The 14,938-nt window shown below is 63.9% G+C and carries 12 protein-coding genes; 5 read left to right on the top strand and 7 right to left on the bottom strand.

Annotation, left to right across the window (positions count from 1 at the left end):
- Window positions 1–67: 67 nt before the first annotated feature.
- The gene (locus MNBBLIKP_RS04785; RefSeq protein WP_088308011.1) at window positions 68–1,105 is read left to right on the top strand and encodes an alcohol dehydrogenase family protein; all 1,038 of its coding nucleotides are present in this window, start codon (window positions 68–70) and stop codon (window positions 1,103–1,105) included.
- Window positions 1,106–1,143: 38 nt separating this feature from the next.
- On the opposite strand, the gene MNBBLIKP_RS04780 is transcribed toward MNBBLIKP_RS04785, so the two are convergent.
- The 5 genes from MNBBLIKP_RS04780 to MNBBLIKP_RS04760 form a co-directional block, all read right to left on the bottom strand.
- Window positions 1,144–2,769 carry a tyrosinase family protein gene (locus MNBBLIKP_RS04780; protein WP_088308009.1) on the bottom strand — a complete coding sequence of 542 codons (1,626 nt, stop codon included), beginning with the start codon at window positions 2,767–2,769 and terminating at the stop codon, window positions 1,144–1,146.
- Between the two features lie 122 nt (window positions 2,770–2,891).
- Window positions 2,892–4,568, bottom strand: coding sequence for a 2-isopropylmalate synthase (leuA, locus tag MNBBLIKP_RS04775; protein ID WP_088308007.1), 1,677 nt, complete (start codon window positions 4,566–4,568; stop codon window positions 2,892–2,894).
- Window positions 4,569–4,776: 208 nt separating this feature from the next.
- Window positions 4,777–6,012 (bottom strand): MFS transporter, encoded by a 1,236-nt coding sequence (locus MNBBLIKP_RS04770; RefSeq protein ID WP_176399654.1) that lies wholly within the window; start codon window positions 6,010–6,012, stop codon window positions 4,777–4,779.
- Window positions 6,009–6,902, bottom strand: a complete 894-nt coding sequence (gene trhO, locus MNBBLIKP_RS04765; RefSeq protein WP_088308003.1) for an oxygen-dependent tRNA uridine(34) hydroxylase TrhO — start codon at window positions 6,900–6,902, stop codon at window positions 6,009–6,011. Before trhO ends, MNBBLIKP_RS04770 begins: the two co-directional genes overlap by 4 nt.
- Window positions 6,903–6,946: 44 nt before the next feature.
- On the bottom strand, window positions 6,947–7,774 hold the full coding sequence (locus MNBBLIKP_RS04760) for a TauD/TfdA dioxygenase family protein (RefSeq protein WP_088308001.1): 828 nt from the start codon (window positions 7,772–7,774) through the stop codon (window positions 6,947–6,949).
- 116 nt (window positions 7,775–7,890) lie between these two features.
- Between MNBBLIKP_RS04760 and MNBBLIKP_RS04755 the strand changes: the two genes are divergently transcribed.
- The 3 genes from MNBBLIKP_RS04755 (at window position 7,891) to MNBBLIKP_RS04745 (ending at window position 10,064) form a co-directional block, all read left to right on the top strand.
- Window positions 7,891–8,364, top strand: coding sequence for a hypothetical protein (locus tag MNBBLIKP_RS04755; RefSeq protein WP_088307999.1), 474 nt, complete (start codon window positions 7,891–7,893; stop codon window positions 8,362–8,364).
- 69 nt (window positions 8,365–8,433) lie between these two features.
- Window positions 8,434–9,639 (top strand): serine hydrolase domain-containing protein, encoded by a 1,206-nt coding sequence (locus MNBBLIKP_RS04750; protein ID WP_088307997.1) that lies wholly within the window; start codon window positions 8,434–8,436, stop codon window positions 9,637–9,639.
- Entirely contained in the window at window positions 9,636–10,064 is a 429-nt protein-coding gene (locus tag MNBBLIKP_RS04745) for a PaaI family thioesterase (RefSeq protein WP_088307995.1), read from the top strand. The genes MNBBLIKP_RS04750 and MNBBLIKP_RS04745 overlap by 4 nt, the downstream gene beginning before the upstream one ends.
- 109 nt (window positions 10,065–10,173) lie before the next feature.
- Here the strand turns inward: MNBBLIKP_RS04745 and MNBBLIKP_RS04740 are convergent, their stop codons facing one another.
- Window positions 10,174–11,349: a CaiB/BaiF CoA transferase family protein gene (locus MNBBLIKP_RS04740; protein ID WP_088307993.1), complete on the bottom strand. Its 1,176-nt coding sequence runs from the start codon at window positions 11,347–11,349 to the stop codon at window positions 10,174–10,176.
- Window positions 11,350–11,432: 83 nt separating this feature from the next.
- Between MNBBLIKP_RS04740 and MNBBLIKP_RS04735 the strand changes: the two genes are divergently transcribed.
- Window positions 11,433–12,557, top strand: a complete 1,125-nt coding sequence (locus MNBBLIKP_RS04735) for an epoxide hydrolase family protein (RefSeq protein WP_088307991.1) — start codon at window positions 11,433–11,435, stop codon at window positions 12,555–12,557.
- Here MNBBLIKP_RS04735 and MNBBLIKP_RS04730 read toward each other — a convergent pair.
- On the bottom strand, window positions 12,554–14,812 hold the full coding sequence (locus MNBBLIKP_RS04730) for a hypothetical protein (protein WP_088307989.1): 2,259 nt from the start codon (window positions 14,810–14,812) through the stop codon (window positions 12,554–12,556). The genes MNBBLIKP_RS04735 and MNBBLIKP_RS04730 overlap by 4 nt on opposite strands.
- Between the last annotated feature and the right edge of the window lie 126 nt (window positions 14,813–14,938).

Here is a 14,938-nt window from a genome sequence, read left to right as displayed (position 1 = left end):
CCTCCGTCAGCCCTGCGGGCTGCCACCTCCCCCAAGGGGGGAGGATCGAAGGGAGATAATTAAGCCAATGAAAGCCCTCAGATACTACGGCGCGCGCGATGTGCGGCATGAGCATATGGACGATCCCGTCCCGCAGTCTGACCGCGATGCAGTGATCAAGGTCGATGCCTGCTCGATCTGCGGATCGGACCTGCACATCTACCACGGCCATGGGTTCAGCGAAGATACGGGCTTCTGCGTCGGGCACGAAGCGGTGGGCGAAGTGGTTGAGATCGGGCGCGCGGTCCACCGGCTCAAGGTCGGGGACAAGGTCATGCTTCCGGCGGCGGTGGGCTGCGGGGCGTGCCGATCGTGCCTGGCGGGCAATGTCGCGTGCTGCGAATACAATCTGGGTTCGTGCTATGGCCTGTCAGCCAAGCTGCAAGGCTCTCAGGCTGAGGCAGTGCGCGTACCCGCAGCGGATTTCAATGCAGTGCCGGTGCCCGAAGGCGTCAGCATGGATCAGGCGCTGATGCTGACCGATGCGATGGCCACCGCGTGGTACGGCGCGCGCCGGGCAGACATCTGCCCCGGTAGCAGCGTGGCGATCATCGGGCTTGGCCCGATCGGGCTGATGGCGGTGGAAAGCGCCTTCGTCATGGGCGCACACGTGGTCTATGCGATCGATCCGATTGCCGAACGCCGCGCCCTGGCCGAAGCCAGCGGCGCGATTGCCTTGCACCCGGACGAGGCGCTGGAACGGATCAAGCAGGACACGCGCGGGCAAAAGCTGGACTGCGTGGTCGAAGTGGTTGGCAGCGACGCCACCGTCGAATTCTCGCTTCGGCTGGTGCGGCGACGCGGGACGGTGTCGGTGATCGGCGTCCAGCAAAGCCGCCGGTTCCCATTCCCGCTGGAACGTGCCTTTGCCGCCGGGCTGACCTTTCGCGCCGGGACTTGCTCGGTGCCGGAAGAACTGCCCGCGCTGTTCCCGCTGATCCAGAGCGGACGGCTGAAACCCGAACGCTACATCAGCCACCGCCTGCCGCTGAGCGAAGGGGCTGAAGCCTACCGCCTGTTCGAGGCGCGCGAGGCCGGGGCGTTGAAAATGGTGCTCACGCCCTGAACCAGTCCCCTCCCGCAAGCGGGAGGGGATCAGGCCAGTCAGCCCGCAATCGCCACGGCACGCAGTTCGGCATTGGCGCCGCCTGCAACCGTTGGGGCCAGACGGATCGAGATCGGGGCGGTCATCGCCTCGGTCATCTTGAACAGCGCAGGGCGCTGCGGCAGCGGAATCGCGAAAGTGGCAAGGTGTTCCATCCCTTCGTGCCCCGGATGGTTCATCGCCGGGCCGAAAAAGGCGATGGTTCCAGCGTAATAGGGGCTGTCCGGCTCCACCTGGGTTACCCCGGCGGGGGCATTGATCAGCACGTCGAATTCGCGGGCATGGCCGGGCCTGGCCACGGTGATTTCCGCGATAAGCGGCTGGGTTTGGGTGGCGGCCAGGTGCTTGCCTACTGCCGCAGATGGCAGCGCAGCGGCCCAATCCCCGCCAGACTTGTTCGCCATAACCCGATTGACCGCCGGGGCCTTGGCCGGGCCGAACGGCATCAGTCCGCTGCCGGGCTGGTAATCGTAATCGAATATCGCGGTGGACAGGTACTGCCCCGCCGTGGCCGGACCGACATGGCCGCCGTTGCCATCGGCATAGAACAGGAACGGTTCGTCCGACAGCGCCTTGAGATCAGCTCCGGCGGGGAGGACCGGCAAGCCAAGACGGCGCTGCTTCGCCTCCCACACGGTCCACAGCCGGTCGATATTGGCATGGTGCAGGAAGAAGATCGGGTCGACCGGCGACAGGAAGTTGGTCATGTTGCCATAGGGCCCGGGATCAAGCGGCCCGACCCCGCCGATGTAGTTGTGGATCTTGTTGTGCGGCTGGCCCTCGATGATCGAAAACTGCGTCGCCCCGCTGGGTGCGGTGTTGTGCGACGGAGTGCGTCCGCTGGCGAAGCTGAGCTTGATGTCGCTGCTCCAGAAGTTCTGCGGCATCAGCCCGGTGCTGATCACGAACGGGGTACAGGTGGCCGCGGTGCGGGCATCGAACTTGGGATTGGCACGTGTGGGATAGCGGGCCGAACAGGTCGGCGCGAAGGCGATGTTGCCCGCGATGGCATACTTCTCGGCAGGGACATAGCCGGTTACATCGTTCCACATTGCTGCCAGATCGGGATAGCCGCGCAGCACCAGCTGCGCCTTTTGATCCGCCGACAGCGTGGCCCAATAGCGCGTCAGAGCCGGCTGGAACGCCTTGGTGAAGACCGACAGGTCACGGGTATAGGGCTGGAAAGCGGCATTGGCAGGATCCAGCGGACCGTTGAACATGCCATCGGGCAGCTGCGGTAGCTGGGTCCAGTCCCAATAGGGCAGGGTAAAGGCAGGATCGCCGCTCAGCTTGCGGATGGTCTGTTCGAAATAACCGATATAGCCGCGATGCCAGACATAGAACCACCAGTTGCCGTGGGGGCAATCCATCAGGTGGATGAAAGCATTGCGGAACCAGTTCTGCGGGTGATCAGGCGGCAGGGCCAGCATCGCCGCGACGCCGCGGGCATAGCTCGCCAGCATCCGTTGCCCTTCGGGGCTGGTAACGTTGTACCGGCGATAGCGTGCGGCAGGTGCAGCCGGGGCGGGTGCGCCCATCGCGCTGCTGGCCATGCTGGCCGCGCCCGCAGCTGCGGACAGTTCCATGAAGCGCCGACGCGTGGTCGGCAGGCTTGAACCGGTCATTATGTTCTCTCCCCTCGTTAAGGAAGGGTGAGGCTAGGCCGGTCGCGGGCATGTTGCTGTGTGTAAAATCACAGCCGGACGATAGCGGCTCTCCCCCCGAACAGAGGGAGAGAGCCAGAGATCTACTTCCCGCTCACCGCGTTCGCCGCGCTCAACACTGCGCGCACGCTGGCGGTGGCAACGTCGGCGTCGATGCCCACGCCCCAGATCGTCCTGCCGTCCGGTCCCACGCATTCGACATAGGCCGCCGCATTGGCATCCGATCCGGCAGTCATCGCGTGTTCGGTGTAATCTTTCACTTCCAGCGCCACGCCAAAGCTTTCGCGCAAGGTTGTGACGACCGAGCTGATCAGGCCATTGCCACGACCCGAAACCGACTGCTCCTTGCCGTCCAGCTCGATCTTGCCGGCGAAAATCCGGGTGCCATCGGGGGCGCGGGTTTCGTCGTAATCGATCAGCTGGAAATGTTGCGGTGTACCCAGCTTGTAGGCCTTCTGGAACACCGCCCAGATATCGTCGGCAAACAGTTCGCGGCCCACTTCATCGGCCAATTCCTGAACATGCTTGGAAAAGTGCGCCTGCATCTTCTTGGGCAGTTTCAGGCCCTGATCCTGTTCCAGCACCCAGGCGAAGCCGCCCTTGCCGCTTTGCGAATTGACCCGGATCACCGCTTCGTAATCGCGGCCCAGATCGGCCGGGTCGATCGGGAGATAGGGCATTTCCCAAAGCTCGTCATTCTGGGTCTCGCGTGCGGCAAAGCCCTTCTTGATCGCGTCCTGATGGCTGCCCGAGAACGAGGTGTAGACCAGTTCGCCCACATAGGGGTGGCGCGGGTGGATCGGCAGCTGGTTGCAGTATTCCACGGTCTGCGCGATCTCATCGATGTTGGAGAAATCGAGCAGCGGATCAATACCTTGGGTGTACATGTTGAGGGCAACTGTCACGATGTCGCAGTTGCCGGTGCGCTCGCCATTGCCAAACAGGCAGCCTTCCACGCGGTCACCCCCGGCCATCAGGCCAAGCTCGGCGGCGGCAATCCCGGTGCCGCGATCGTTATGGGTGTGGAGCGAAATCACCACCGCATCGCGGTTGGGGATCAGCCGCCCGAACAGTTCAACCTGATCGGCATAGATGTTGGGGGTGGCGCATTCGACCGTGGCGGGCAGGTTGAAGATGATCGGGTGATCGGGCGTGGGTTGCAGCACGTCCATCACCGCCGCGCAGACCTCTACCGAGTATTCGACTTCGGCGGTGGAGAAGGTCTCGGGGCTGTATTCGAAGGTCCATTTGGTATCGTGATACTTCGCGGCCTGATCGCGCAGCACCATGGCGCCTTCGATCGCGATCTGCTTGATCTGCTCCTTGCTCATCCCGAACACGATCTTGCGCCAGACCGGCGAAACTGCGTTGTACAGGTGGACGATCGCGTGGCGGGAACCTTCGAGGCTGGCGAAGCTCGTCTCGATCAGATCGCGACGCGATTGGGTGAGGACCTGCACCACCACGTCTTCCGGGATCTTGTCCTGCTTGACCAGGCCAGAAATGAAATCGAAATCGGTCGCGCCCGAAGCCGGGAAGCCAACCTCGATTTCCTTGCAGCCGACCTTCAGCAGCAGGTCAAAAAACCGCATCTTCTTTTCCGCGCCCATCGGATCGATCAGCGCCTGGTTGCCATCGCGCAGGTCGGTCGAAAGCCAGCGCGGGGCCTGGGTGATCTGGCGGCTGGGCCACTGGCGATCAGGCAGGTTGATCGGCGGGAAAGGGCGGTACTTGACGCCCGGGTTCTTCAGCATGGTCATGTTGGATACTCAAATTGGCTTTGCGACGGTTCAGCGGTTTTCAGCTCCCTTGAGCGGCGCCGTGTGCCGCATCAGGCGCACACCAGCTCACGCCCAAGGGCGGATAAGTCGCAGGGTAAGGCCAAGTTCGAGCTTCATGGCCATAGCCTATGGCGGGGCGCTTCGTGCTTGTAAAGAGCGGACATGCGCCCGCGCGGGGCGGCAAGGTTCAATCCGCCTGTTCCCAGTCGATCGGTTCGATCCGGCGGATCACCACACCCCACATCATGGCTCCGATCAGAGCCACAGCGGCGCTGAACAGGAAAGCCATGCGGTAATTGCCGGTGGCGTCGATCAGCATGCCGGTCACCAATGGGCCGACTACGCCCGCCAGACCACCTGTGCCGTTTTGCAGGGCCATCCATTTGCCCGCTGCGGCTGGTCCGGCGAGGGTCTGCCCGGCGGTGAAGCTGCCGATCGGCCCTAGTCCGATCGCCAGAGCATAACCGGCCAACCCGGCCACGGCCACTTGCGAATTGCCCAGCGCGCAGGCCACCATGCAGACCGTGCCGACCAGCGAAGAGGCCACGACTACCGCCTTGCGCACCGCTGCAGGATCGGCGCCGCGCGCGATCAGCCGGTCCACGTATGGCCCGCCGATCAGGTTGATCAGCGCCCCCGCCAGATATATCGCGCCGCCCAGCCAGGCCATCGCCTGCAGCGAAAAGCCTTGTTGCTTGACCAGATAGAGCGGCAGCCACGACAGAACGATGAAATAGGGATAGTTGCCGCAGAACATGCCCAGCAGCGCCCCCCAGGTTTCGCGCCGCTTCAGGATCCGGGCATAGCTGGGTGCAGGGTGCGCGGATGGGGGCAGGGTCAGGCGCTGTTCGCCCGCGCGCGTCATGGTCAGCCAGGGCACCAGCCAGAGCAGCGAAAGCGCGCCGAACACCAGGAACAGCGCCTGCCAGCCCAGTGCGGCGACCAGCAGTCCGCCCAGCAGCACGCCGGCGCCATTGCCCAGCATCAGCCCGGCGCCGACCAGCCCGTTGGCCGCGCCCAGCCGCGCCGGGGGCAGTGCAGTGGCGAGTAGTTTTGACGTGGCGGGGAAACCGGCGCTTTCACCCAATCCCAGCAGCAACCGTAGCGCCAGCAGCGCGCCGAACCCGCCCGCCAGTCCGGTCAGCAGCGTTGCCAGCGACCATGTGGTGAGCGCCAGGGTCAGGGTGCGGGCCGCGCCGATCCGTTCGATCAGGCCGCCAGCCAGAATGTGGCCGGGCACATAGGTCCAGAAAAAGGCAGAGATCAGCAGCCCGATCTGGGTGTTGGTCAGCGCCAGCTGGTCCTTGATCAGCGGGGCCGCAGTGGCGAAGTTGCCGCGATCAAGTGCGTGGATGAACACCGCCAGCGCCACCATCAGCACCAGCGCAGTGGTGCCCTGCTTCGCTTTATCCGTTGCCGTCATACCGGTTCCTTCCCCCGCCAGCGCTGGCTGGCCCCAGCTGTGCCGCGGCGCTGTTCGTGGCAATTGGCGCAGCATTGCCCGGCAATGTACAGCGCGCTCGCGCGCGCGGCTGCATCCAGCGGGCGGCCGCAGCCCTGGCATGCCTCGAACGATCCGGGGACCAGGCCGTGGCCTACGGTAACCCGGTCGTCGAAGACAAAGCATTCGCCCTGCCACTGGCTCTGCGCGGCCGGAATGTCCTCAAGGTATTTCAGGATCCCGCCTTGCAGGTGATAGACTTCGTCCACCCCTTCGGCTTTCAGGAAAGCGGTCGATTTTTCGCAGCGGATCCCGCCGGTGCAGAACATCGCGACCTTGCGCGGCTTGTCCCCGCCCAGCAGTTCGTCGCGGTGCTGGCGAAACCAGTCGGGGAATTCGCGGAACGTGCGGGTGCCGGGGTTGATCGCCCCGGCAAAGGTGCCCGCGACGATTTCGTAATCATTGCGGGTATCGATTACGACAGTGTCCGGATCGGTAATCAGCGCGTTCCAGTCCTGCGGGCGGACATAGTGCCCTGGTGCCAGCGGGTCGATGCCGGGCTGACCCATGGTGACGATTTCTGCCTTGATCCGCACTTTCATCCGTTTGAACGGCAAGGCCGGTGCGCGTGAATACTTGGCTTCCAGCGCGGCGCAGCCAGGCAAGGCGCGCAGCGCCTCGATCACAGCGGCCACACCGGCATCGCTTCCGGCGATGGTCCCGTTGATCCCCTCGCGCGCTAGCAGCAGCGTGCCCTTTGTGTGCTGCGCGGCGCAGAGCTCGATCAGCCGGGACCGCAGCGCCGGAAGATCATCCAGCGCGGTGAAATGGTACAGCGCTGCAACGCAGATCGGAAGCGAATCCAGGGTCATCGCCGCGCCATAGGACAGGCAGGCCGCCGATGGCCAGCGCCAGTCTAGCTTTGTTCCAGCACCGGCCCCACTACCGAAATCCGTTCGGCATAGCGGCTGTTGGGGAAGTAATCCCACACGGCATGGTGCTGGGTCGCCACGTTGTCCCAGATCACCAGCGTGCGATCTTCCCACCGCACCCGGCACTGCGCGGTCAGGGTGCTTTCGATGTGCTGGAAGAACATTTCCAGCAGATGCCTGTTTTCGACATGCGACAGCCCCTTGATCCGGGTTGTGAAGCCCCGGTTGACCCACAGCAGCTTGCGCCCGGTTACCGGGTGGCGGATCACCACCGGGTGAACTGTGCAGTTGAACTGGCCTTGTTCCGGTTCAAAGCCATAGACCTGGCGATAGGGAAATGCTCCGTCGTGGACGGCGCTCAATCCCTCGGCCAGGGTCTTGATCGCGGGGCTGAGCCGGTCATAGCATTCATACATGCTGGCATAGATCGTATCGCCGCCGCCGCCTGCCGGGGCCTGGTGCATGTAGAGCAGGCTGGCGGCGATCGGATCGGGATCGCAGGACACATCGGTGTGCCAGGCCTCGCCCGCAGTCATTTTCGATTCGGCGGTGGTGCGGACCGGATAGACCTCTTCATCGTCGCCCCCGCGCACCTTGTTGAGCGCATGGCGATGCAATTGCCCGGTGCCAAACAGCCGCGCGACCGCCTTGTGCGCTTCGCGGCTCAGTTTTTGATCGCGGATTACCAGCACTTGTCGTTCGGCCAGCCGCTCGCGCAGCTCCGCGATCAGCGCGTCGTCCAACTGGTTGAGATCGATCCCGGTTACTTCGCTGCCGATCACCGGGCCAAGCTGCACTTCGGTCCAGGCCATGCATTGTCTCCCATGCGTTGCTGGCGCGCTGCGCCTTGCCTGACCAGACCATGGCAAGCCGTGCCCGGCGATGCTAGGGCGGGGTGACCCGATATGGGTCAACTGGGGAGGCAGGCATGGCACTGGCGATCGATCATGCGGCGGCAGAGGCGAAACTGCGACTGTCGGGGTTCATCGTCGCCAACCATTTCCTGGCCACAAGCGAAACGCTGCGCCGCGCCTTGGGACTGACCCATGAAGACGTGCTGCTGGTGCTGACCGTGGCATTGGGCAATGTGCAGCGGATGCTGCGCAGCCCGGATGATGGCGGGCTGGCGGTATCTGATGCGCTGGTCGATCAGGACCGGATTGTGCCCGTTTCGCGCCGGGCGCTGGCGCGGGCCACCGGCCTGCCACGTGAGACTGTGCGGCGGCGCAGTAATCTGCTGCTGGAACGCGGCGTCCTGCTGGAATGGGAACAAGGCCTGCGCAGCGCGCGGCGGCTGGTACTGGCCCCGGCCGTGCGCGCCGCGATCCACGCCTTGCTGGAACAGTTTGCGGGCACCGCCCGGCTGCTGCTGCGCGAAGGGGTGCTGGTCGATCCGGCCTAGGCCCTTGCCCAGCGCGGTCTGGCGGGCAATAGAGCTTTCAAACTGCAACCGATCAGCTCCGGAGCACAGATGTCCAGTTCCTTCGATTCCGCACGCCTGACCCGCATCGATGCGTTCGTACAGGAACGCTATCTCGATAGCGGCAAGCTGCCGCACGCGCAGGTGCTGGTGGCGCGGGGCGGGGAAATTGCACATTTCAGCTCGCTCGGCCCGGCGCGGGAAGGATCGGCCAAGGCGATTGATGAAGGATCGCTGTTCCGCATTGCCAGCATGACCAAGCCGATCACTTCGATCGCCTTCATGATGCTGGTTGAGGAATGCAAGGTTGCGCTGGATACGCCGGTGGCAGCGGTGTTGCCGGAATTTGCCAATCTGGGGGTGTACAACGGCGGCGGGGCCGGGGTGCCGTTTCTGACCAAGCCGTGCGAGCGGCCGATGCAGATGGTCGATCTGCTGCGCCACACCAGCGGGCTGACCTATTCCTTCCAGAACCGCAGCAACGTGGATGCTGCACACCGCGAGCTCAAGCTGGAGAACTGGCACGGGGCCTACGATCTTGACGCGCTGGTCGCCGCGCTGGGTCAGCTTCCGCTTGAATTTTCGCCCGGAACAGCCTGGAACTATTCGGTTTCTACCGACGTTTTGGGTGCTGTGGTGCAGCGGGTTTCGGGGCAGCGGCTGGACGAATTTTTTGCGGAACGGATCTTCAAGCCTTTGCAGATGAACGATACGTTCTTTCAGGTGCCAGAGGACAAGACCGACCGCCTGACCGATTGTTACACCTTCGTGCCGGGCAAGGGCCGGGTGCTGTACGATCGCGGCGGCGAAAGCGCGTGGAGCCGCCAGCCGGTGCAGCTTTCGGGCGGCGGCGGGCTGGTTTCGACCGCACTTGATTACCACCGCTTCTGCCGGATGCTGCTGAACGGGGGCGAGCTGGACGGCGCGCGGATCGTCAGCCGCAAGACGCTGGAACTGATGACTGCCAACCACCTGCCCGGCAATGGCGATCTGGCCAGCATGTCGCGCAGCCTGTTCAGCGAGGCGACCAATGCCGGGGTTGGGTTCGGGCTGGGCTTTGCCGTGAACATGAGCCCCGCGCTCAACCTGCTGGCGGGTTCGGCGGGTGAGTTTTACTGGGGGGGGATGTTCTCGACCGCGTTCTTCGTCGATCCGGTTGAGGAGGTGACCATGGTGTTCATGACCCAGCTGTCACCGTCGAGCACCTACCCGATCCGGCGCGAGCTCAAGACCCTGATCTATTCGGCGCTGTCATGAGCGAGGGCGCCAACGATCCGCTCAGCCAGTCGCTGGGCCTTGAACGCATCGTCAGTATGGACCCGTCCGGCAAGGCCACGCTGCATTACCGGGCGCGGCCAGAGATGTGCCATTCGGGCGGGGTGGTGCAGGGCGGCTTCGTTACCGGCTGGATCGACGCGGCCATGGCCCACGCGGCGATTGCCGCCAACGGGCATGACGTAACCCCGATGACGCTGGAACTGAAAGTCAGCTTCTTTGCGCCAGTGCGGCCGGGCCTGGTGATCGCGGAAGGCTGGGTGGAGCGCGCGGGGCGCAAGACCTGTTTCTACGAAGGCCACCTGAAGGACGAAAACGGCACGGTCCTGGCCAAGGCTAGCACCACCATGCTGCTGGCGGATCGTTCGCGGGTTGAGGCGGCGGCGAAAGCGGCGGTGGCGAGCTAAACCAGCCAAGCCAAACAAGCTCCGTTCGTGTCGAGCGAAGTCGAGACACCAAACGCCAGGTGTCTCGACTTCGCTCGACACGAACGGAGATTTGTGTGGTTTGGCGGAATTAGTCCCGGGCTTCGCTGCGCCGCGCCACCTCGGCCCTGATCTCTGCGCCATGCTCATCCAGCCGTGGCGGCATGCGCCCGTCCTCTTCGGCGCTGCCCGCAAACCGCACTGGCTGGGCCTGCTCGAAGTACGCGCCTTCGCTCGGATGCTCGCGCCGCTGGAAGAAGCCCACGGCCTGCAGGTGCGGGTCGTGGATCACTTCAGACAGATCGCGCACCACCTGCGCGGGCAATTGCGCCGCATCGCAGCGGCTTTGCAATTCGGCGCTGGTGAAGTTCGGCGTCAGGCGGGCGACATGCTGGTACAATTCGTCCTGATGCGCGGCGCGGCCGCCTTTCACAGTGAACCGTTCCTGCGCGATGAACTCCGGATCTTCCAGCACGGCAAACACGCGGTCCCAGGCGTCATAGGAATACATCACGATGCTGATCGCCCCGTCCCTGGTGGGGAAGGGCTGGCGATACGGATCGACCTGCCGGGCATAGCCGACCGGGGCGTTTGGCGGATCAAAGGTCTGCCCGCCCAGATGCTCAAGCAGCATAAAGCTGGAGAACACCTCAAACATCGGCACTTCCAGCAATTGCCCCTGGCCGGTCTTCTCCCGCGCATAGAGCGCGGCCATCGCGCCATAGGCGGCGTGCAGCCCCGCCACTTTGTCGGCAATCAGCGAGGGCAGATAGCGCGGGCGCGGATGGCCATCGACGCGCGGGAGCAGGGTGGCGGTGCCGGTCGCGGCCTGGATCACATCGTCATAGGCCTGCAGATCGGCATAGGGGCCTTCCTGTCCGAACCCGACGCAGTGGACATAGATCAGCCGCGGATTGAGCGCGCTGACGCTGGCATAATCCAGCCCCAGCCGCTCCAGCCCTTTGCCGCGCACATTGACCACAAACAGGTCCGCATCGGCGAGCAGGCCGCGCATCACCGCAAGATCCTCTTCGGCTTTAAGGTCCAGCGCGATCGAACGCTTGCCCCGGTTGACCGCCATGAAGCCGGGGGCCATGCCCGGTGTGTGGGCGGGTGTGGCTGACCAGCGAAAGGCATCGCCAAAGCCGGGGCTTTCGACCTTGATCACCTCTGCCCCCAGATCGGCCAGAATCTGCGTGCAATAGGGGCCGAACACCACGGTGGTCAGGTCCACCACTTTCACTCCGGCAAGCTGCGGCTGGACCAATGTGCATCTCCTGTTCGGCTGTGCAGGCAATATCTTTAATCGGGCAGTTAACACAAGCCGCGACTTGGCCTAGCTTGCCGCTCATGACCCAGATTCGCCCTTTCACGCTCGCCATTCCGCAGTCGCAAATTGATGACCTGCATCAGCGCATCGACAATACCCGCTGGCCCGAAAAGGAAACGGTCGACGACTGGTCACAAGGCACGCCGCTCGCCGCCTTGCAGGACTTCGTGGCCTATTGGCGGCACCAGTATGACTGGCGGCGATGCGAGGCACGGCTGAACGGGCTGGGGCAGTTCATGACCGAAATCCAGGGGCTGGACATCCACTTTCTTCATGTTCGTTCACCCCATGCCGATGCCCTGCCGTTGGTGATGACCCACGGCTGGCCGGGATCGGTGATCGAATTCATGGGGGTGATCGAGCAACTCGCCAATCCGGCTGATGGCGGGCAGGCATTCCATGTGGTCGCGCCGTCGCTCCCCGGTTTCAGTTTTTCGGGCAAGCCAAGCGGCACCGGCTGGGGCGTGGGCAAGATCGGCCTTGCCTGGGGTGAGCTAATGGCGCGGCTGGGTTACACCCGCTGGGTGGCGCAGGGCGGTGATTGGGGCAGCGCGGTGACCACCGCGATCGGGGTGCAGCAGGTGGAGGGGTGCATCGGCATTCACCTCAACATGCCGATCGGGCGGCCCTTGCCCGAAGACCTGGAAAACCCCGCACCGGATGAGCTGAAAGCGCTGGGCGCGCTCAAGCATTATCAGGATTGGGATTCCGGTTATTCCACCCAGCAGCGCACCCGCCCGCAGTCCGTCGGCTATGGGCTGGTCGATAGCCCTGTGGGCCTTGCGGGCTGGATCTATGAAAAGATGTGGGCCTGGACCGACAATGCGGGAAGGCCCGAAGACGCGCTGAGCCGCGACGCGATGCTTGACAATCTGATGCTTTACTGGCTGCCCGCCACGGGCGCTTCATCGGCGCGGCTGTACTGGGAAAGCTTTGGTGCTTTCGCCCCGCAGGAAGTTCCCTTGCCGGTCGCCGTCAGCGCTTTCCCCAAGGAAATCCTGCCCACCCCGCGCAAATGGGCGGAGCGCAATTTCCCCCAGCTGGTTCATTGGGGCCAAATGCCAAAGGGCGGGCATTTTGCCGCGTGGGAACAGCCCGAATTGTTTCTGGCAGAACTGCGCGAAGCGTTCAGCAAGATGGCCTAACGCGGCGGTCCGGACGACATTTTCATGATGTCGGCCCACACTGCCGATGTCGTGGTCGATCCGGTGTAATTGCCGTTCTGATCATACGTGCGGACTTGCACTTGCTGCGAGCCGGAGGCTGATCCGCTGCCATAGGCCCCGCTGACGGCGTTGGTGGTTGTACGGTCCCAATCAGGAACCAGTGCCGTAAAGCGGCCCCAATATTCCAGCCCCAGGCCGGACGCGACGCCTTTCAGCTGTTCAACCCGGTCGAACGTGCGGTTGGCGTTGTAGGTTGCAACAGCTTGCGCCCAGGTCTGTTCCGCGCGGGCGCGCGCCTGGCCGCGCTCTTCGCGGATCTTGGCGCTGTAGCGGGCGTCTGCATCAAGCAATTGCGCGGCCCGCCCGGTGTCGGTGGCATATTTCCAGTACCAGGGCCCCGTTATTTCCAGTGATGGTGTGCGCACGACGTCGCGGCCTTTGTCATCGAATAACAGCCCCGCAACACGCTGGCGAAGGTGGGCCTGAAATTTGGCCTCCATGAACGCAGCGTCGCCCATGACCGGATTGAACCGCGCGCCGGTGATGAAGAATTCGCGGTTGAAACCATTGTTGTCAGTGCTGTCCAGGATCGGAGCACCGTTTGCGCCGCCCGCCGATTTCAGCTTGCCAGTCAGCGTAAAACCACAGGCCTCTGCTGCATCATCGACAATCTGGCCATTGCCGTTGGTGCCAGCTACCGTTCCATCAAAGCGCAGGATGGCGTTCACTTTATTGCGCTTGAAGCCCTCGGTTGGTGCTAGGCCGCCAATACAAGGGGCCATGTATTTGCGTCCGCTATCGTCATAGCCATGGCGCTGCCAGATGTGCGCGGTCCAGATCGCGGCCAGTATGCTGGTGGTCTTCCACAACATCGAACCGTCAACCCGCATCTTGTAGTAAAAGTCCCGCAGCTCGGCTGGAGGGCCTTTGGCCAGCGCATCGCGCGCGGCGATCATTGCGGCCTTGTCGCCGGTTTCGCCCAGTTGCTGCAGGCGTTGAAGCTGCGCGACGGTGCTTGACCCGGCTTTGCCGGGGCCCAGGTAAAGCGCGGCAATCGTGCGCAGTTCGGAACGCTCGTCCTTGGTCAGTTCGCGCGGTCTGAACACCGGGCGGTTGGCCTCGATCACTGGCAGCAATTGCCAGGCGGTGGTCAGGAATGTTCCGGGCGGAGTGACCGCGACCTCTGAAAAATCCCGGAGTGCATCAAGCAGCTCTCGCCGGTAGCCGATATAGATCCACAACGCGGTCCGTTCCGCATCGCTTGTTACCGGGCGCCCGAACCGTCCGGCGATGGGCGGCCACTGCGTCTTGGTAAAATAGGGCCCGGAGGGCGGGTCAGATCGGATCTTCTTCTGTTCGCGCGGGTCCAGCGATTGCAGATAGCTGTCCACCCAATCGAGATTGAACCCCATCGGCCGGACCACTTTTGCAGCCGCTTGTGCGTGGCGGTCATAGAAAATGACTGATTTCATCGCGCTGGATGACTCAGCATTCCAGCCCTTGGCAGTGACGCACCGGGCCACCGCGTCATTGTCAATCGCGTCCTCCGCCCATTCCCAGCCTTGCTTGCGCGCTGCAACATCGGCGCGCCGTGTGCGCTCTGCAGCAGGGGCTTGGTCGAACAGGCAGGGGCGGGGATCCTGGGCCGGGGCGGCGGTGACTGTCGGACCGCTCAGGGCCTTTGCCAGTCGACTTTCCGCTGCGCCCAGCCCGCCAGTCAGGTGAAGATAGTTGGTCAGGGCGCGGGTTACGGCCGGATTGTCAGACTTTATCCCGGCCGCGCTCAGCTTGGTGACGATCCGGGCGCGGAACGGCTCGGTCAGGGGGGTGGCAAGATCAAAAAATGGCATGCGATCGGCATCGGGCAGCGCCTGGCCAAAGGCGGTCAGGGCGCGGCTGTCTATCCCGGCGGCGCGCAGCCCGTCGGCCAAGACCACTTCCTGAATCAGCAGCGACAGATAGTCCTGCGACAGGCTGACAAGCGCCGCGTTCCAGCCATGCCGGCGCGCGCAATCACCAACCAGGGTCGTCACGGCGGCGGTGAACTCTTCCTTCGCTCCGGCCTTGCCTTCGAACTGCCGCGTCGCCGCCGCCGCCGCCGCCTCGCGCTGCGCGCGGGGAGTTTCGACAGTCAGGCATTTTACATGATTTTCGACCGGCGAGGTCTGGGCAAGGGCCGCAGTGGATGCCGCGGAGGCGACAAGGCTGGCTGCGGCAAGGAATGTGCGGTTCATGATCGCCCCATCTGTTCGCATCTATGCGGCGGCGGACAGGATAACCCCGCGCCGCGAAAATGCAAAAGACTCTGGCAAGGGCGCGCCAAGCCTCACCTGCTGGCAGGGCTTGGGGAGGGGGGAGCA

Origin of the sequence: Novosphingobium sp. B 225, from assembly GCF_002198665.1 — a bacterium.
In the GTDB taxonomy this organism is placed as follows: domain Bacteria; phylum Pseudomonadota; class Alphaproteobacteria; order Sphingomonadales; family Sphingomonadaceae; genus Novosphingobium.
The sequence above is the reverse complement of the archived record's forward strand: the minus strand, read 5'-3'. Positions and strand labels throughout refer to the sequence as shown.

Coding starts and splice junctions, on each gene's coding strand:
- MNBBLIKP_RS04760 (WP_088308001.1), bottom strand. CDS start 7,774: ATGGCCTGGACCGAAGTGCAGCTTGGCCCGGTGATCGGCAGCGAAGTA.
- trhO (WP_088308003.1), bottom strand. CDS start 6,902: ATGACCCTGGATTCGCTTCCGATCTGCGTTGCAGCGCTGTACCATTTC.
- MNBBLIKP_RS04770 (WP_176399654.1), bottom strand. CDS start 6,012: ATGACGGCAACGGATAAAGCGAAGCAGGGCACCACTGCGCTGGTGCTG.
- MNBBLIKP_RS04785 (WP_088308011.1), top strand. CDS start 68: ATGAAAGCCCTCAGATACTACGGCGCGCGCGATGTGCGGCATGAGCAT.
- MNBBLIKP_RS04745 (WP_088307995.1), top strand. CDS start 9,636: ATGAGCGAGGGCGCCAACGATCCGCTCAGCCAGTCGCTGGGCCTTGAA.
- MNBBLIKP_RS04755 (WP_088307999.1), top strand. CDS start 7,891: ATGGCACTGGCGATCGATCATGCGGCGGCAGAGGCGAAACTGCGACTG.
- MNBBLIKP_RS04780 (WP_088308009.1), bottom strand. CDS start 2,769: ATGACCGGTTCAAGCCTGCCGACCACGCGTCGGCGCTTCATGGAACTG.
- MNBBLIKP_RS04750 (WP_088307997.1), top strand. CDS start 8,434: ATGTCCAGTTCCTTCGATTCCGCACGCCTGACCCGCATCGATGCGTTC.
- leuA (WP_088308007.1), bottom strand. CDS start 4,568: ATGACCATGCTGAAGAACCCGGGCGTCAAGTACCGCCCTTTCCCGCCG.
- MNBBLIKP_RS04730 (WP_088307989.1), bottom strand. CDS start 14,812: ATGAACCGCACATTCCTTGCCGCAGCCAGCCTTGTCGCCTCCGCGGCA.
- MNBBLIKP_RS04735 (WP_088307991.1), top strand. CDS start 11,433: ATGACCCAGATTCGCCCTTTCACGCTCGCCATTCCGCAGTCGCAAATT.